Annotated in this window: 19 protein-coding genes and 1 pseudogene; 14 read left to right on the forward strand and 6 right to left on the reverse strand. The window is 32.1% G+C overall.

All coding sequences use genetic code 11. The features are described from left to right. Positions 1-385 precede the first annotated feature (385 nt). From ACQH1V_RS01290 to ACQH1V_RS01315, 6 genes are all read right to left on the reverse strand, one after another. The gene (locus ACQH1V_RS01290) at positions 386-838 is read right to left on the reverse strand and encodes a DUF1772 domain-containing protein (RefSeq protein ID WP_094649544.1); all 453 of its coding nucleotides are present in this window, start codon (positions 836-838) and stop codon (positions 386-388) included. A 58-nt stretch (positions 839-896) separates the two neighbouring features. Then, the gene (gene acpS / locus ACQH1V_RS01295) at positions 897-1,298 is read right to left on the reverse strand and encodes a holo-ACP synthase (RefSeq protein WP_250310675.1); all 402 of its coding nucleotides are present in this window, start codon (positions 1,296-1,298) and stop codon (positions 897-899) included. After that, complete coding sequence (gene rpoZ / locus ACQH1V_RS01300) at positions 1,295-1,687, reverse strand: DNA-directed RNA polymerase subunit omega (RefSeq protein WP_094649542.1); 393 nt, start codon at positions 1,685-1,687, stop codon at positions 1,295-1,297. The genes acpS and rpoZ overlap by 4 nt, the downstream gene beginning before the upstream one ends. Positions 1,688-1,835: 148 nt before the next feature. Beyond that, positions 1,836-2,654 carry a bifunctional DNA-formamidopyrimidine glycosylase/DNA-(apurinic or apyrimidinic site) lyase gene (mutM, locus tag ACQH1V_RS01305; RefSeq protein WP_425360564.1) on the reverse strand — a complete coding sequence of 273 codons (819 nt, stop codon included), beginning with the start codon at positions 2,652-2,654 and terminating at the stop codon, positions 1,836-1,838. A 116-nt stretch (positions 2,655-2,770) separates the two neighbouring features. Continuing rightward, positions 2,771-4,066: an O-antigen ligase family protein gene (locus ACQH1V_RS01310; RefSeq protein WP_425360565.1), complete on the reverse strand. Its 1,296-nt coding sequence runs from the start codon at positions 4,064-4,066 to the stop codon at positions 2,771-2,773. Positions 4,067-4,078: 12 nt separating this feature from the next. Continuing rightward, positions 4,079-4,603, reverse strand: coding sequence for a DUF2155 domain-containing protein (locus ACQH1V_RS01315; RefSeq protein ID WP_425360566.1), 525 nt, complete (start codon positions 4,601-4,603; stop codon positions 4,079-4,081). A 292-nt stretch (positions 4,604-4,895) separates the two neighbouring features. Between ACQH1V_RS01315 and ACQH1V_RS01320 the strand changes: the two genes are divergently transcribed. The 14 genes and pseudogenes from ACQH1V_RS01320 to ACQH1V_RS01385 all read left to right on the forward strand — a co-directional run bounded on the left by ACQH1V_RS01320 (position 4,896) and on the right by ACQH1V_RS01385 (position 18,829). Further along, positions 4,896-6,260, forward strand: coding sequence for a peptidoglycan DD-metalloendopeptidase family protein (locus ACQH1V_RS01320; RefSeq protein ID WP_425360567.1), 1,365 nt, complete (start codon positions 4,896-4,898; stop codon positions 6,258-6,260). A 35-nt stretch (positions 6,261-6,295) separates the two neighbouring features. Further along, on the forward strand, positions 6,296-7,240 hold the full coding sequence (locus ACQH1V_RS01325; protein WP_425360568.1) for an Rpn family recombination-promoting nuclease/putative transposase: 945 nt from the start codon (positions 6,296-6,298) through the stop codon (positions 7,238-7,240). Between the two features lie 40 nt (positions 7,241-7,280). Further along, on the forward strand, positions 7,281-8,237 hold the full coding sequence (locus ACQH1V_RS01330; RefSeq protein ID WP_425360569.1) for an Rpn family recombination-promoting nuclease/putative transposase: 957 nt from the start codon (positions 7,281-7,283) through the stop codon (positions 8,235-8,237). A 40-nt stretch (positions 8,238-8,277) separates the two neighbouring features. Further along, positions 8,278-9,302: pseudogene (locus ACQH1V_RS01335) on the forward strand (Rpn family recombination-promoting nuclease/putative transposase). A 131-nt stretch (positions 9,303-9,433) separates the two neighbouring features. Continuing rightward, the gene (locus tag ACQH1V_RS01340) at positions 9,434-9,967 is read left to right on the forward strand and encodes a hypothetical protein (RefSeq protein ID WP_425360570.1); all 534 of its coding nucleotides are present in this window, start codon (positions 9,434-9,436) and stop codon (positions 9,965-9,967) included. Positions 9,968-10,370: 403 nt separating this feature from the next. Continuing rightward, positions 10,371-11,366 (forward strand): Mrp/NBP35 family ATP-binding protein, encoded by a 996-nt coding sequence (locus ACQH1V_RS01345; protein ID WP_341759363.1) that lies wholly within the window; start codon positions 10,371-10,373, stop codon positions 11,364-11,366. A gap of 13 nt (positions 11,367-11,379) precedes the next feature. Next, positions 11,380-12,288: a lipoyl synthase gene (gene lipA, locus ACQH1V_RS01350; RefSeq protein ID WP_341759364.1), complete on the forward strand. Its 909-nt coding sequence runs from the start codon at positions 11,380-11,382 to the stop codon at positions 12,286-12,288. Between the two features lie 39 nt (positions 12,289-12,327). Then, positions 12,328-12,891, forward strand: coding sequence for a phospholipase D family protein (locus ACQH1V_RS01355; RefSeq protein ID WP_425360571.1), 564 nt, complete (start codon positions 12,328-12,330; stop codon positions 12,889-12,891). Between the two features lie 297 nt (positions 12,892-13,188). Further along, the gene (locus ACQH1V_RS01360; protein ID WP_425360572.1) at positions 13,189-14,232 is read left to right on the forward strand and encodes a hypothetical protein; all 1,044 of its coding nucleotides are present in this window, start codon (positions 13,189-13,191) and stop codon (positions 14,230-14,232) included. Then, the gene (locus tag ACQH1V_RS01365) at positions 14,222-14,851 is read left to right on the forward strand and encodes a hypothetical protein (RefSeq protein WP_425360573.1); all 630 of its coding nucleotides are present in this window, start codon (positions 14,222-14,224) and stop codon (positions 14,849-14,851) included. Before ACQH1V_RS01360 ends, ACQH1V_RS01365 begins: the two co-directional genes overlap by 11 nt. A gap of 119 nt (positions 14,852-14,970) precedes the next feature. After that, positions 14,971-16,188: a type IV secretory system conjugative DNA transfer family protein gene (locus ACQH1V_RS01370; protein ID WP_425360574.1), complete on the forward strand. Its 1,218-nt coding sequence runs from the start codon at positions 14,971-14,973 to the stop codon at positions 16,186-16,188. A gap of 226 nt (positions 16,189-16,414) precedes the next feature. Then, positions 16,415-17,041, forward strand: coding sequence for a dioxygenase (locus ACQH1V_RS01375; protein WP_425360575.1), 627 nt, complete (start codon positions 16,415-16,417; stop codon positions 17,039-17,041). Between the two features lie 123 nt (positions 17,042-17,164). After that, a complete protein-coding gene (locus ACQH1V_RS01380; protein ID WP_425360858.1) occupies positions 17,165-17,899 on the forward strand; it encodes a TlpA disulfide reductase family protein in 735 nt (244 codons plus the stop codon). Positions 17,900-17,902: 3 nt separating this feature from the next. Beyond that, on the forward strand, positions 17,903-18,829 hold the full coding sequence (locus ACQH1V_RS01385; RefSeq protein ID WP_425360576.1) for a S49 family peptidase: 927 nt from the start codon (positions 17,903-17,905) through the stop codon (positions 18,827-18,829). Positions 18,830-18,849 lie beyond the last annotated feature (20 nt).

Below are 18,849 nucleotides of genomic sequence, written 5' to 3' on the forward strand. Positions count from 1 at the left end.
CCATCGTTCCTAGCACCAAATTCCCCTGAATTGACTATACCGGACTCTAAACTGAAGGGGGGGATTAATATTTTACTCATAACAACCTTGATACTCTGTGAACAAAATTATAGTCAATTGATGAGAAATTGGTAACGTCGTCGCTCAATACTCACCTATTACTTCATAGGCGTCGCTCCATCGCATAAGCGTCAGTTTAAGAAAATAAAGTAGAAAAGTAGTCATTGCGAGACCACGCAAGTAGGTCGTGGCAATCCATCTTTGGTTACTTTTATGGATTGCCACGACCTACTTGCGTGGTCTCGCAATGACTACTTTTCTACTTTATTTTCTTAAACTGACGCTTATGCACTCCATCACTCCTGCTACCTAATTATTATTGCTTTTATTCACTTTTATCAACTAATGCTATAATAGCTAATAAGGTTGAAAGCAAAATAAGTCCTACGCGTAGCCAATGCATCAATTCCCATAGTTTTAATTCATAAACTACTTGCAAAGGATCAATTGTACTATGAGCAAATCCTGCATTTGCTTTGACAAAATATACAAAAAATAACACAAATGTCATACCTAGCGATACTGCAGATGTACACCATAAGTTACGTCTCTTGCCAATTTTATTTTGCATTAATGCCAATATTACAGAGCATTGAGCTATTAGTCCAATAGTTAACATTGTAGCACCAATTGTAAAAGACCAACTGGAAAAATATGACAAAAAATCGGTAGGATTCATACTTTGCCAAAATGGTACTAATACTAAACCAATAACAATACAACCACCGGCAAAGATACTTATTGCTATTAATGCTACTAGCTCTATAATTTTTGGCATGATACCCCCTTTTTTAGTATTTTTATTTAATTAAAACAACTTCCAGACCTCTATATACCTAAGATGTAGCGATTGCAAACGCTACGGAAGTTGGGTAATCATCTGAAATAGACAAATGAATTTTAATTTGTTCAAAATTTTGTCCAGAATTTTGTCCAAATTTGCTCTGATTTTCATGATGATAAATCGATACAAATGGCTTTCCTAAATCATCATTTAATACAGAGATATTTTTAAATTGTAAATTTCTGCCAATCCCAACGCCAAGGGCTTTGCTAATTGCTTCTTTTGCTGCAAACCTTCTTGCCAAGAAACAACCATGTTGATCTTTACTTAGAGAACTTAGCTTTTGTACTTCCTTTTTAGAAAGAATTTTATCTATAAAACGTTGACCATATAGGTTTAATATCCTCTCTATTCTTGGAATTTGTACTATATCTGTACCAATGCCAAGAATCATTTTTGTTCATTATCACTTATATTATCATCAAATACTTGATCATCTAAATCAGAATAATCTTCAGTAATACTGATATCTGCACCACTTGGTAAATAGTCAAAATCTTCTGCAACAGCATCAAGAGAAGCATCGGGATTTTCTTCATCAATAGGATCGACTCTATTTTTTGTTCGAAGGCGTTTTAGTAACTGAGATTTTAAAGAACAAACTGTTACATAACCAGCCGCTATTTCACGTAATGCCAGCACAGTTGCCTTATCACCTTTAACGTTATTAATAGTCATCTTACTGCCAGAATTTATATCATTTGCTCTTTGAGACGATAGAGCTACCAACTCAAACCTATCATGAATTTTCCCAATGCAATCTTCAATCGTTATCCTAGCCATAACCCTCTCTTTTTATTTTATAAAATCCAACTAATTGTACTAAGTATACTAAGTAACTAAGTAGATTTCAAGGATAGAATTTTTATTTATTTACTCACCTTACGCATGGCATTTACAGATCATATATATCTCGTCATTGTGAAGAAGCTTATTTTTGGCAAGTGGCACAATAAAAACTAGCCCTACCGGATTGCTTTATTTTCCTTATTATTCCCTGGCAGTTCAAACATTTCTGATTTTCTCGGGCATAGACCTGTAATTCTTGTTGGAAATAACCAGGTTTACTATCACCGCTAACAAAATCCTTGAGAGTTGTCCCGCCTGCTGATATGGCTTTTGTTAAAACATGTTTGACGGCTAACAACAAATTACTTATTTCGTTATTTGATAAACTACTACCCAGTCTACCTGGATGTATTCTAGCCACAAAAAGACTTTCAGAGGCATATATATTCCCAACACCGACAATAATCCTATTATCCATTAGCAGGTTTTTTATCGGAACAGAGCGATTCAGCAATTTCATTTCTAGATACTCATACGACATATCCTCTGACAAAGGTTCTACGCCTAAATTTGCTAAAAATGTTTCTTCAAGGAGCTTTGTTTGCCCGGTATAAATCATACCGAAACGTCGTGAATCATTAAAAACTAATTTTTTACAACTCCCCAAAAAGAGAATAATATGATCATGCTTTTGTATCTGATAATCGCTAAGTTGTAGTGTTAACCTGCCAGTCATACCAAGATGGACAATAATCGAGTAATAATTATCTAGATCAATTAGCAAATATTTTGCCCTACGCCTTAGGGCGATAATTTTTGCTGATTTTACATCTGACTCTAACTGCTCGCTCAGTCTATAACGTATATTATCCCGCCTTTTATCCAGCTTATTAATGGTAGCCCCTATTATTCGTTGTTCTAGGCAGCGTCTTAATGTTTCAACCTCAGGAAGTTCTGGCATTTTTACATTTTATTACTATTTTAATTTATTATGTATATCACATAAACAACTTAGCACTAATAGTCGAAATAAAATATTTGACAATGGCTGTCATCGATCCTACTACCTAATTCTCATCAATTGACTATATTTGTCACTGATCGACGTAATAGTAATTTAAGCAAAATAATCGCCCCAAAGGCACTGCAAACCCACCATACTTGCCAAATATTAAATGAGATCATACCTATTATATAATAATTTATAAAGCAAGCATAGGCAACAGACTTATAATTTAACGTATCTATATCTATTTCCTTACTTGCTAGATTCATCTTATCATATTTAGAGGACTGCACTAAGCTTATATTACTAATTTTTTGAATATATTTATAAATTAAAGATAAAAATAGTATCAAACCTATTAAGCCCGTTTCAAATAAAATTTGCATTATATTATTATGTGGGTGTAGAGGTAATGGTGACCAAGTCCATTGATGATAGCTAACCATTTGTTCTTTATCAACTTTAAAATTTCTTGACGAAGCAAATCCATAGCCCAAAATTGGTTTCTTGATAATTTGCTTGGCAACAAAGTGCCAAATAAACACCCGATGCTTAGCAGTATCAGGTAGAAATTTAGCATAGTTCTCTAATGCATAATATGGTTGTATTTTATAGCTAATTATCGGCATCATTATCGAACCGATGAGCATAGCCAAGGTAAATAATTTCAAAAAAATAGATTGCAATGCTTTGGTTGCTAACAGCCTATTTGTTAAAAATACTAACCCACCTACGGTAAATGCTAAAAAGCTTGCCAAACTATCTGAGATAAATAATAAATAAAAAATTAACAGATAATATATTAGTGCCAATAGATATTTATGATATAGTATCAGTATAGCAATGAGTAACCAGGAAAGAACTGACAATAAAGAACAGCCCCGATCAAGAAGGAATAAAAAGAACTGACCGGAAGAATTTGGCTGAAAAATAGTACGAAAGGTTCTTGTTATAATACCATGAGATAGATATTCTATAAAGAATAGAGCAATTGCTGCCACTATTCCTATAATAAAATATATTTTTATTTTGGTTGCATTGATCGGTAATTTATCAATATTGCTATTTACGATAAACCCTATTAGAATAACTAAAGAAACTTGTAGATAATTAACTAAAGAGGAAGGATAGTTATGTGAATAAAAATTTGTTACAAGACACCAAAGACAAAATAGTAACTCCAATTTCCAATTGGATAGCAAAGTTTTTTTAACAGCAGCATATTGCAAATTAACAAAAATTTTACCTCTTAAAGTGGTTAATATAGTTAATAACCAAATAGGAACTATTACTGCTGCAGAGAAACCGGAAATTAATCCAACTGCTGGAAATAACATTACTAACACGTAAATCATGGATTGTATCATTCTTAAATATCCTTATAAACAATCTTTAGCAAAAATTTCATAAATTGGATGCTCAAAGGTGGAAACTGAAATGCTTGATGAGATAAGCCATCCTTGGAAAATTAACATAGGGTCTTCATCAATCTTATGTTCTGTAATGGTTAATAGCATGTAATTATCTCCATTGTAAGAATCAAGATTTTTTATACATTTATGCAATTTAATTTGAATGTTACCAAAATATTGTGGTTCATTAAGCTTTAATAACATTTCCTTTGATGTTGCGGTAATTTTATTTAAAGCAATAATTTTGCCCTGCTGGCAAATTTTTAATTCTGAATTTTCAGCATTATTTGGTATATTGGATAAATTATTGTCGTTAACTTGACGGTCTTTAATTTCTAAGGCTTTAATTTCTAACTCGTTACTATCTTCATCGGTAGTATCGAAGAATTCTACATCTTGAACGACGTCTTCGGCTTGTCCATAAGGAGAGAGAACGCATAAAAAACCGATTATACTAGTAAATATAAGACGTTTCATCAATTTTTGTAGCATTCGGAAATAATAATTCTTTGAGTTATATTGGAGTGGTAGTTATACTACCTTGTAATAAAATTGTATATGTAAAAATTTACATTTTTTTATTGTAATTTATTTTTCTATACTCCATATTGGTAGAGTAACTAATATATAATTAGAGTCAATTGATGAGAAGTTGGCTATATCAAGACTTCTTTTAGAAGTCACTTATGTTGAGGAATTTGAAGGAAACTATCCATCCCAAACCAGATTATGGATAAATTTTTCCTTAATCACCTAAGAACCTAATACATTTGAGTAAGACTTAATGCAAGCTATTATCCAACTTATATTAACCAATCCACAAATTAAATCTAAATTTAGGACTGGTTTTTCGTACTTGTCTATATTTATTTTTATGGGCTTTGCTACTTTTGTATCTTCATCGATCAATAAATTCGTTAATGATACTATGTCAATTACCATAGCGGAACCAGAAATAGTTGACCCCTTAAAAGAACTATCGGATGAAATATCCCAAATTGTTACAGTCAAAAAAGGTGATACATTAAAAGCAATACTTTTGCATCAACAAATTCCAAGTAAAGAAATAACCCAAATTATAAAAATAGCAAGAGACAAAAATATTGGATCATCTTTAAAGATAGGGCAACAACTGGTTTTTGATTATGAAACAAAACTTATCGAACAAGATGATCAAGACCTTGCTTCCGAGTCACGTACATTGAAAAAACTAACTATAGCGTATGATAAAATCAAATCTCTAGAAATTATTAGAGAAGGTGAAGACCTTCTTGCGAAAGACGTAACCAAAGTTTTCAATAAGCTCCTAACCAAATCGTCGGTAGTTATTAATTCAAACTTTATGTCAGCTTTAAAATCTTTAGGGTTATCAAGTAATAGTATAAGTGAAATGATTAATTCGTATAGTTATCAAATTGATTTTCAACGTCAAATTAAAAATGGTGACACGGTAACTGTTATCACTGAGAAATTTGTTACCAAAGATGGTAAATTTTCCCATCATGGTAAGGTTCTATATGTATCACTTAATTTATCCGGTAAGGAGTATAATATTTTTCGATATTCTCCAAATAATACAGCAAATAATCATGATTTCTTTTCCGAAGATGGTAAAAGTGTTAAAAGAAGTTTGCTTAGAACCCCTATCAAATTAGTTAGAGTTTCCTCACATTATGGTAATAGACATCATCCTACTTTAGGTTATACCAAAATGCATAAAGGAGTTGATTTTGCAGCTCCAACTGGTACGGCAATTTATGCGGCAGGTAATGGGGTGATAACTGAGATAGGCTGGAAATCTGGTTACGGGAAATTCATACAAATTAAACATAGTCAGAATTTATCAACTGCTTATGCCCACGCTTCTAATTTTGCTAAAAACCTTAAACCAGGAAGTATAGTGAAACAAGGGCAAGTAATTGCATATGTCGGTAGTACTGGTAGGACTACTGGAGCACATTTACATTATGAAGTTAAAATAAGTGGTAAAAACGTAAACCCTATGCATGTTAAATCTACCCCTGGTATAGAACTTAGCGGCAAGCAATTGGCACAATTTAAGCAATTTAAAAATAGTATAAGGTCTTTAAGTAGTGAACTTGATAGTAAATCAGAAATTACTGAAAATTCAGCAACGAAATTTCTTTAAAATTTTATCAAAGAAGCTCTATAATTTAAGTTATTATGACTTCAGACAAGCCAAAACATGACGAAATCTTTCGCAAATCTATGGAGAATCCTATAGTTGCTAAAGAGTTTTTGGCAACTCATTTGCCGAAAGATGTGTTGGCTTTAATCGATAGCACATCTTTAAAATTAGAAAAAGATAGTTTTATTGAGCCAGACCTTTCTGAAACTATTTCAGATGTATTATTTTCTGTTAAGTTTAATGATCAGGATGGCTATATTTTTTTGTTATTGGAACATCAAAGTACTGTTGATAAAATGATGGCATTTAGGTTATTTAAATATATGATTAATATTTGTGATCGATATTTAACTACTAATCCTAAAGCTAAACGCCTTCCAGTAATTTATCCCCTAATAATTTATAATGGCAAGAAGAAATATAACGCATCGCTCAATATATGGAATTTATTTAGCCATCCAGATTTAGCCAGAGGCTTTTGGACAAATGATTATCAGCTTATTAACGTACATGACATCCCCGATGAAGAACTCAAGAAAAAAGTATGGTCTGGAATTTTGTTATTTTTCCTCAAACACATCCACGAACGTCAATTACTGAAAAGATGGCAGGAAATTTCTCATCTCTTGCCTAAATTGAGTAAAATAACAATAGGCCATGACCACATAAGAAATCTATTGAGCTATACTTTGACCTTTATTGAGCAAAGTGATAAAATAGAGTTAGAAAAAATATTAAAAAATAGTTTAACTAAAGAAAAAGGAGAAGAACTTATGCCTAGTATAGCTCAAGTATGGAAAGAAGAAGGGATTCAAATCGGAGAATCTAGAGGTAGAGCCGAGGGTAGAGCCGAGGGTAGAGCCGAGGGTGAAGCTAAATTAATAAAAATGATGATAAACAATGGTAACTCTATTGAGGAAGTAGCAAGAATGACTAGATTATCTATTACAAGAATCAATGAATTACTGAAAGTACAATAAGTAATGAATTATTAGATTAGCTATATAAGCAAATTTTATTATGACTCTAGACAAGCCAAAACATGACGAAATCTTTCGCAAATCTATGGAGAATCCTATAGTTGCTAAAGAGTTTTTGGCAACTCATTTGCCTAAAGATGTACTGGCTTTAATCGATAGCACATCTTTAAAATTAGAAAAAGATAGTTTTATTGAGCCAGACCTTTCTGAAACTATTTCTGATGTATTATTTTCTGTTAAGTTTAATGATCAAGATGGCTATATTTTTTTGCTATTGGAACATCAAAGTACTGTTGATAAAATGATGGCGTTTAGGTTATTTAAATATATGATTAATATTTGTGATCGATATTTAGCTACTAATCCTAAAGCTAAATGCCTTCCAGTAATTTATCCCCTAATAATTTATAATGGCAAGAAGAAATATAACGCACCTCTTAATATATGGAATTTATTTAGCCATCCAGATTTAGCCAGAGGCTTTTGGACAAATGATTGTCAGCTTATTAACGTACATGACATCCCCGATGAAGAACTCAAGAAAAAAATATGGTCTGGGATTTTGTTATTTTTCCTCAAGCACATCCACGAACGTCAATTACTGAAAAGATGGCAAGAAATCTCTTATCTCTTGCCTAAATTGAGTAAAATAACAATAGGCTATGACCATATAAGAAATCTATTGAGCTATACTTTGACCTTTATTGAGCAAAATGATAAAATAGAGTTAGAAAAAATATTAAAAAATAGTTTAACTAAAGAAAAAGGAGAAGAACTTATGCCTAGTATAGCTCAAGTATGGAAAGAAGAAGGGATTCAAATCGGAGAATCTAGAGGTAGAGCCGAGGGTAGAGCCGAGGGTAGAGCCGAGGGTAGAGCCGAGGGTGAAGCTAAATTAATAAAAATGATGATAAACAATGGTAACTCTATTGAGGAAGTAGCAAGAATGACTAGATTATCTATTACAAGAATCAATGAATTACTGAAAGTACAATAAGTAATGAATTATTAGATTAGCTATATAAGCAAATTTTATTATGACTTCAGACAAGCCAAAACATGACGAAATCTTTCGCAAATCTATGGAGAATCCCATAGTTGCTAAAGAGTTTTTGGCAACTCATTTGCCTAAAGATGTGCTGGCTTTAATCGATAGTACATCTTTAAAATTAGAAAAAGATAGTTTTATTGAGCAGACCTTTCTGAAACTATTTCTGATGTATTATTTTCTGTTAAGTTTAATGATCAAGATGGCTATATTTTTTTGCTATTGGAACATCAAAGTACTGTTGATAAAATGATGGCATTTAGGTTATTTAAATATATGATTAATATTTGTGATCTATATTTAACTACTAATCCTAAAGCTATAGTCAATTCAGGAGAATTTGGGGCTAGGAACGATGGAGCGACGCCTATAAGTAATAGGCGAGCGACGAGTGACGACGTCACCAACTTCTCATCAATTGACTATAAAAGCCTTCCATTAATTTATCCCTTAATACTTTATAATGGCAAGAAGAAATATAACGCATCGCTCAATATATGAAATTTATTTAGCCATCCAGATTTAGCCAGAGGCTTCTGGACAAATGATTGTCAGCTTATTAACGTACATGACATCCCCGATGAAGAACTCAAGAAAAAAATATGGTCTGGGATTTTGTTATTTTTCCTCAAACACATCCACGAACGTCAATTACTGAAAAGATGGCAAGAAATCTCTCATCTCTTGCCTAAATTGAGTAAAATAACAATAGACCATGACCATATAAGAAATCTATTGAGCTATACTTTGACCTTTATTGAGCAAAATGATAAAATAGAGTTAGAAAAAATATTAAAAAATAGTTTAACTAAAGAAAAAGGAGAAGAACTTATGCCTAGTATAGCTCAAGTATGGAAAGAAGAAGGGATTCAAATCGGAGAAGCTAGAGGTAGAGCCGAGGGTGAAGCTAAATTAATAAAAATGATGATAAACAATGGTAACTCTATTGAGGAAGTAGCAAGAATGACTAGATTATCTATTACAAGAATCAATGAATTATTGAAAGTACAGTAAACTGGCACTTATTAGCAAGGCATTACTTTAGTAGCAACGAAGCAATCTAATGAATGTGGATTGCCACGACCTAGTTGTGTGGTCTAGGTAAAAAACGTCTTGTACTTTTCTGAAATTTTTTAATTGCCACGGTGTTTAATGCTAATCAAGTTAGCTATAATTTACAAACAACTAAGAACTCTATAGGTATCAAAATTATGTTTAAGCAATTAACTAACTTAATCGTATTAGTTTTATCGATTAATACAACAACAGGGTATGCAGAAGATAATCCAACTAAAGTTAATGAAAACGAAATGAACAAAACAATAAGAATACCTGCTCCTATTAAATTTCCTTTATTTAAGGAAGATAAAAAAGATATAGACAGACTTATAAAGAAGTTTAATAACAAGAAAAAACGAGAAATTGTTTTTTCAATATCTAGTGAAGAACCGTTAAATAAATGGCGTCCAGATTTAACTCAAACTATTCATGACACTCCGCGTGTTAACTGTTTTAGTCAAACCCCATGTATTAACCCAGATTATATACCTATTGGCATTAGAATGCCTGAAGATGATGAATATTTTTATGTAAGAAAAAATGAAACTAGTCCGGTGAGACGTTATAAGAAAACCTTAAGGCAAAAGATGGAATCGAAAATTAAATGCATATACTATTAGACCTCTTGCATAACCTAAAGATAACTGAGGAATTTTTAGGAAAAACGAAGTTGAATACCGCAGCGGACGAAGATGTACATGAGGAACGGAGACGAGTTTTGACAACAAAATTACCAATTAGATTAGGTTATGCAAGAGGTCTAATGACATTGGTTATTTTTTACAACTTTTAAGCTACCACAATGACTTCTAAAACTGCTTCCTTTTCTAACTAAGTATATAGAAAATACCTGAATAAAAATAATAAAAATATTTTTCATAAAATACTTAGTGCATATCATAATTAGTATATACTAAAATTATCTAAGGATAAGAGTATAGTCAATTCAAAAGGATTGGGTGCTAGACGTCACCAACTTCTCATTGACTATAGCTACCAAAAAAATAACCTATTGTAAAAAAGATGATTGATATAAACCAGCAACAAATACTAAATAAAATTTCCAGTATTACCTTTAGTGACAATACGAAATTAATCGATATTATATCTAATATTGTAATTAAGGATAAAAATATTGGATTTGCAATTGATATTTTTGGCAAGGATCCTAAGGAAGTTGATGAAATAAAAATTAAAGCTATCAATAAATTAAATGAAATAGCTAATATTGGCAAAATCACTATAGTTTTAACTAGTAGCAAAAATTTATCTAAAAAATCAACTAGTCCAAAAATTAGGCATTTCATTGATGGAGTAAAAAAGGTAATATTGGTGGCATCTGGTAAAGGGGGAGTTGGCAAGTCTACTATAACCGCATTGATAGCCGAGCAGCTAAATCTGGAAGGATATAAGGTAGGAATAGTAGATGCTGATATTTATGGACCATCAATTCCACAAATATTTGGTATTAGTGATGTGCCAGAAATAGTGTATAATAAAATGACCCCTTTAAAATCGCGGGGGATTGAAATTATTTCTATTGGATTTCTTATTCAGAATAATTCTGCTATTGTGTGGCGTGGTCCAATGGCTAGCAAAACCATTTACCAGCTATTATCTCTCACTCATTGGCAGGAGTTAGATTATTTAATTATTGACATGCCACCCGGTACTGGTGATATTCACTTAAGCATTTTAGAGAATTATCACTTAGATGGAGTAATAATAGTAACTACTCCGCAAAAGATGGCGGCAATAGATGTAGTTAGGTCGATTGATTTATACAAAAAATTTAATTTACCAATTTTAGGTATTATAGAAAATATGAGCTATTTAGTTGAAGCAAGTTCAGGAAAGAAAATCGAGATATTTAGTGGCAATAGTGGAGAAAATTTTGCCAAAGAATATAATATACCCTTAATCTGTAAGATTCCTATTGAACCAAAATTATCCTATAATTGTGACAATAGTATTAGTCTTACCGATATAATTAAACTACCAATAAAACAATTTGTTTAATAAGTAGGATTATATGTCAAACATAATCAAAATAGAAGAAGTGCCAGCTATAAAAAGACCTGATTGGATAAAGGTTAAAGCACCAAATTCGTATCAATATCATGAGACAAGAAAGATAATTGAAAATTTAAAATTAAACACAGTCTGTCAAGAAGCAGCCTGCCCTAATATCGGAGAATGTTGGGCAAAAAAACACGCTACAGTTATGATTTTAGGCTCTGTTTGTACTCGTGCTTGCCGTTTTTGTAATGTTAAAACTGGTCGCCCTGATTTACTCGATCCGCATGAACCACAAAGATTAGCTCAAGCTGTGATGAAATTAGGACTTGAACATGTGGTAATTACTTCAGTTGATCGAGATGATTTAGATGATGGTGGAGCTGAACATTTTGCCAATTGTATCAAAGAAATAAGATTAGCTTCACCTAGTACCACAATTGAAGTTTTAACACCCGATTTCCTTAAGAAAGAAGGAGCCGCTGACATAATAGCATCAGCAAAACCTGACGTTTATAATCATAACGTAGAAACAGTGCCTTCTTTATACAAAACTATTAGACCAGGAGCTAGGTACTACAATTCACTAAGTCTTTTGCATAATGTAAAAAAATTAGACCCTGAAATTTTTACTAAATCAGGTATGATGGTTGGTCTTGGAGAGTCGAACGATGAAATTATGCAAGTAATGGACGATTTAAGAGAAGCTAAAGTTGATTTTTTAACTATCGGGCAATATTTACAACCAACCAAAAATCATGCTATAGTTGATAGATATGTTTCTCCAGAAGAATTTAAATATTTTGAAAGAGTTGCCAAAGTTAAAGGATTCTCAATGGTTTCTGCCAGTCCATTAACTCGTTCTTCTTATCATGCTGGTGAGGATTTTCAAAAATTGAAGGATAATATTAGACTTCCCGCATAAGTCTATCAAATCCAAAAATTACTGTAAACATTATAGAAAATGAAAAAAATATCTAAAAAGCATAATACAAAATTATCAGTGATAATATCATTTTTACTCGGTATTGCTACCGGAGTAGGCTATAATGAAATAAATGATACAGCTTCTTGGCATAGTTTTCATACTGAAACTGATAATTTGAATGTCTGCTTTACCCCTCCATCCGGTTGTGGCTCATTAATAGCAGAAGAAATATCTAAGGCTAAGGATAGTATCTATATTCAAGCATTTGGCTTAACTTCGCAAAAGATAGTTGATAAATTAATTAAGGCGAAACAAAACGGTGTTGAAGTAAGGATATTATTAGATCGTAGTAACTTACATGATAGATATTCTAAAATGCATGAATTAAAACGAGCTGGTATTGATGTATCAATAGATAAAGTACCAGGTATAGCTCACAACAAAATTATGATTATTGATAAAAGCAAGGTGATTACCGGTAGCTTTAATTTTACTAACGCAGCTGATAATAGAAATGCTGAAAACGTTTTATTAATAGAGAATAGCGATATTGCAGAAACTTATCTGCAAAGTTGGCTTAGTCGTCGAGCAAAGAATTAATAGGCTCTGTCAATGGCGTCTTTTATAGTCAATTCAGGGGAATTGGGTAGCAGGAGCGACGCCTATAAGTAATAGGCGAGCGACGAGTGACGACGTCACCAACTTCTCATCAATTGACTATAGTAAACCATCTCCATCAGTAAAGTAGAAAAAAAATAAGTGTTTGTAACAGAAATATTTTGACATACTAAAATTATAAACTATAAGAAGACATTAATAATGGAATCTATAGATCAATAATGATCATTGACCATAAATATCCACCAAATAAAAACAATATAGACTAAGAGAACGATTATGAAATATAACCTAGACATACAATATGATGCTATAATAAATGATGAAATGGTACAAAGGCTCGAACAAAATAAAAATATCATAAATTATTTGGAAAATGAAGAGGTTGTTAATGTAACTGTAGATACTAGGAAAGTACCAGAACATTTTACAAAAATAATAATAGCTGCATGTTTAAGTGATCGTTCTCTAACAACTCCTAATTGTGAGTTAATAAAAGTGCTAGGTCTTAGCAATAATAATCCTGCTTTAGAATATATTCACAAGAATGAAGATTTATTAAATTACTTTAAAAATGAATCAAGAGAAGATATTGTTCCTAAATATGGTTCAAATTTAGGAATGTTGATTTTAATGGATAGTCATCATTCGCAAGAAGTGCAAGATGTGCAACTAGAGTGCATGTCTGTAAATAGTTCTATGCAACTTAGTACTTTCTCTCGTAGTAACTTTTTCACAGCTGTTCCAATAAAAGATGAGGAATTAAGTGCAATGATAAATCTATTGTCTGGTAATTCAGGTAATTCAGAAATTGGTTGTACAGCAGCTATAATAGCCCAAACGCTAGTAGAAAATCTAAGTCAAAATCATATATCTTTACAAAAGGGCGATCTGCCTCTCATAGCATGTATGGTATATTATAGGTCTAATCACTCTGAATATCAAAAATTTCGTGATCAGGCACAACAAAAGCTTTCATTAGGTTCAGACAATATATGGCAATTGTTCAGCGTTATTGACGCAATTTCAGATGATCCTGATTTATTAAAGCCAGTAGGTAAATCCAGTATAGAAAGGAAAATTGTAAATGATTTAGTGGAAAAGATTAATTCATCTGTAGGTATTTTAAAAGACCAAGGAAACAGTAGTGGTACTGTCGAAACTCTAGCAAGGTTGCATGATTATTTAAGCAAACTTTATTTTGACCATAATCAAAATATATTTAACATACATTTTCCCCAGGAGACTATTGATTTCTTAGTACAAAATGGATTTAATGAGATATATCCAATTGGAGAGTCTATGACGCCTAATGATTACTAACAAAAAGGCATTATGTCAAGTGGTTGTTATACAGAAGGTAAAAAGAAAAAAATATCCTGTAGGACGTGAGCTTTTAACCAAAAAAGACTTTAACGGTGATACTCCTTTGGAAATTGCTAATAGACGTGGCAACAATTTAGCAGTTAATATTCTAGAGAAAGAATATTTTGAATCAGCTAAAGAACAATTAGCAAAATATTTTAAAACACAGATGGAAGGTAAGGAAGTTATTACTACGGCTCATCAGAATGAAATGAAAAAGGATGTAATAGCGATATTATCTCCTATGATTACAAAAAATGGAAAGTATTATGATATTACAGAAGTTGCCGGATCGATAGTTAGAAAGTCCGCTAAAATTGCTGATAAAAAATTAGATTGGAAACAGAAAATTGCAGAAATAGGTGATATTATAAAGGGCGCATTGCCAAAAATCTTTTTTAACAAGAGAGAACAAAAATTTAAAAATATATTAAATGACAAGAATATTATAACTGAATTACAAAAACTCCGCAAAGATTATCAAGTAAAGAATGATAATAGTAATATAAAAAAAATAACTCCAATATCAGCAGTCAAAACTATAAAAAATAAGGAAGATCAAATCATTAAATCGTGATAGATCATGATTATGATTGCTTTTTGTCCTCCGAGTTTATATCCTAAAATATTTGGGTGGACGAATAAAATTCGTATGATATTTTTACTTACTTGCAATCTTTAATTCCGGTTTACAAAATGTCCTCTGAAAATGCAATATTTTTAGGTAACCATGAAAATGGCAAACCTCTATATGCCGAAGGTTATCAACCTATTTTATTACTAGCACCACATGGCTCTGGTAAAGGGGTATGCTTTGTCCTTCCTACTTTGTTAACTTATTCCGAGTCATGTGTTGTTCATGATATAAAGCTCGAGAATTACCAACTTACAAGTGGATACAGAGCATCGATTGGACATAAGATTTTTGTCTTCAATCCGCTCTCGGGTAAAGACAAAACTCATAGATATAATCCGCTGGATTATATTAATTCGGATTCCAGAGAAATAATCAATGACATTCAAAAGATTGCTGATTTATTGATCAAAGATAATGCTAGTAGCAAAAGCTTATTTACTGGATTGGTTCTATATCTTTGCAACGATACTACCAAAACAAGATCGTTAGGTGAAATAGCAAGAATGTTACAAAGGAATTTAGCTCAAGAACTATCAGATGGAATTGATAAGGCGAAAGTTACAATTCATGAGTATGGTCTTGAAATAATCTCGTCTTTTTTGAGCAAAACTACTAAAGAACAAAATGCTATAATCAAGGAGCTAAGTCATTATCTATATCCATGGACTAACCCATTCATTGATTATGCTACTTCAAAATCAGACTTCGATATTGCCGATTTAAAAGTAAGCAAAATGACTCTTTATGTCGGAGTAAACCCTGCAGACATTAAGAGGCTGCAACCAGTATTGCAATTATTCTACAACCATATGGCAGATAGGTTGATAAATACCGCCCAAAATCTTGGTCATACTGAGAAAAACGTAGGAGTATGCTTATTGATGGATGAGTTTTATTCAGTTGGCAAATTGGAAATGTTTACATCATGTTTACCTTATTTTCGTGGTTACAAAATTAAACTATTCTTGATATCGTCAAATATTGGCAAAATAGAGGAAGTTTATGGTGAAAATGAAACTGAAAATATTATATCAGACTGTCCGTGTAAAATAGCATTTGGGGCTAATAATTATAAAACGGCAAATCTTATATCTGAAATATGCCAAGATCGGGAAAAAAATACAGAACTGCTATCCTGGGAGCAAGTCATGAGTTTGCCAGTAGATTCTCAAATTATTTTAATGGACAAAGAACAACCTGTAATTTTAAAAAAAGTTTTCTATTATGATGACGAGGAAATAAAGAAAAAAATTATTGCTCCAGCGGTGTTGTGGTGATTTGTAGAGCTAACCTGGTTGGCATTATGCCGTCATTAGCGGGAGCCACTTTGTGGTAAAGACAAACAGGCTCTTACTATCCCAAACGTCATTGCGGATCACGCAAGTAGGTCGTGGCAATTCATTTCTAGTCACTATGAACTCTAAAGCGTCATTTTCTAACTTTCGACAGTTGTATCACCTAGAAGGCTGTCTATGATAATTAATTAAACATAAGTGGCAAAACATGAAAAAGTTATTATTTCTAATCTGTTTGTGTTCTACTATTGCTATAGCAAGTGAACCTAACTATTATCCTAATAGGCTTAATTGCTGTAAGATTACTAAGAGTACAATAAATGATTATGAACCGCTAGAGTTTCAATCATCCAATAACTTACTTAGAAGCACAGGTCAACAATCGGTCTATCGTGGTACAAAAATTATAGTGAAGGGTATATTGTTAGACCAGCATTGCTTTCCAGTATCAGATGCAAAAATATATTTATGGCAAGTTGGAAGTGATGGAAAATATCCCTATATACCACTTCGTACTCGTATCAATAAAAAAATGCTAAATCTTGTAAGTAAATCAAGTTTTACCGGGTCTGGTACGGCTACTACCAATAATAAAGGAGAGTTCTATTTTGTTACTATATACCCTAGTAAAATTGGTCGTGAAACTGCTAATGTAAACATTAGAGTTGAGCATTTGGATCTTGGGCAATTACAAACTAAGTTATATTTATCTAACTCAATGGTTGATTTAGATAATTGCGGAGAAGTTAGCCATGTTCTGACTAGTGTTCATAGTGGCATCAAAACTTATGAGTTTAAGGTTGTGATGCCAGGACGAACATTCAAAAGATATTAAAGGTTGGATTATTTACATCCGCAACAATCTTCTACAATGGGCTTTTCTAATGGCTTTTTTAGTCCACAAGAAGTTAAAATTAAGCAGCTTAATAATATTAGAGGTAAAAAAATATTGTTTTTCATGATAATTAATAAATTAGTTGGCAATAATTCTATTGTTTATAGGTATATTAAAAAATATAGTAAACTGTTTTTTTTGATTGTAGCATACTTATTGTGCATCACTAATAGTTTTGCATTAGATTATAGCAAGTCAGGCGTAAAAATGCTTGATTCATCTCCCGTTCCAGATACGGTATTTTTTTTCGATGATAAAGGTGGAAAATATTCTCTTGATAATTTTGAAGGAAAAACGATATTATTGGTATTTTGGGCAACATGGTGTGCGTCTTGTGTTAAGGAAATGCCAGATTTAGATATATTGCAAAAAGATTTTAGAAAGCTGCCATTCGCCATAATTCCTGTATCACAAGACTACCAAGGCATAGAGGTTATACAAAAATATTATAAAAATTATGATATAAGATATTTACCAATCTATCATGATTTTAGGAATCAATTATTTAAAGCTCTTTCAATAGTTGGTATACCAACTGCTATTCTAATTAGTCCAGATGGAAAAATGTTAGCAAGTTTTGTTGGTATTATTAATTGGTACGATACAGAAATTCGGAATATTATTTTGTCAAACATTCCTGGAAATCATCCAGAACCTAAGAATAGTTACCGTGAACAAACGATTAATCAACCGATTAATAAACAGTTAGCACCTAAAGAACAGAAAGATAAAAAACTAGAAGTACAACAAAACATAAAAGAAGATCATAATGCTTCTGAAGAAACAAAAAAGGAGTAACCAATGCGTAAAGCACATAATAAAAATTCAATTGCCGACACGAAATTTGAACAGGTAATTGCTAAACGTCAAGTAGGTAAGTTAGAACAATTATTTTCCTTGTTACCTATAATAGGTTCTGGGGCATCAAAGCCAGTAGTTGCGGTTCTTCGCCTTAGTGGAGTTATCGGTAAAGTAAGCTCAATAAAATCAGGGCTAACTATTGAGTCACTACATGAGTTAATTGACAAGGCTTTTGAAATCAAAAATCTTGAGGCTCTATGTTTAAGTATAAATTCTCCAGGTGGTTCACCTGTGCAATCTGAGCTGATTAGTAAACGTATAAGGTTGTTAGCTCAGGAAAAGAAAATACCCATTTATAGTTTTGTAGAAGATGTAGCAGCATCTGGTGGATATTGGCTTGCCTGCATTGGCGACCAAATATATGCGTCTAGGAGTTCAATTATTGGTAGTATAGGAGTTATTTCGACTGGTTTTGGGTTCCCCGCTGCTATCGATAAGCTTGGTATAGAAAGGAGAGTCTATGCAGAAGGTAAAAATAAATCTATCCTTGATCCATTTCAACCAGTGCAAAAGGAAGATATTAAAATTATTAAGCATCTACAAAAACAGATTCATCAACATTTTATAGATTATGTTAAAGAACGTCGAGTCAGTAAGTTAACTCAAGAAGATGATATTTTATTTAATGGAGAATTCTGGTCTGGACAAACTGCTGTTGATTTTGGTTTAATTGATGGTATAGATGATATGTATAGTTTTATAAAAAAGAAATACGGGGATGTCACTATTAAATATGTAGCTAATAAACAATCATGGATTAAGAGAAAGCTTGGTATGGTAAGGCATGATTTCGTGCAAGAATTTTCTGATAGCTTGATTGAATCGATAGATAATAAAATTACCTATGATAGATTTAATATACGGTAATATAACTAACCCTACAATTT

Origin of the sequence: Candidatus Tisiphia endosymbiont of Ceraclea dissimilis (assembly GCF_964030735.1) — a bacterium.
Classification (GTDB): domain Bacteria; phylum Pseudomonadota; class Alphaproteobacteria; order Rickettsiales; family Rickettsiaceae; genus Tisiphia.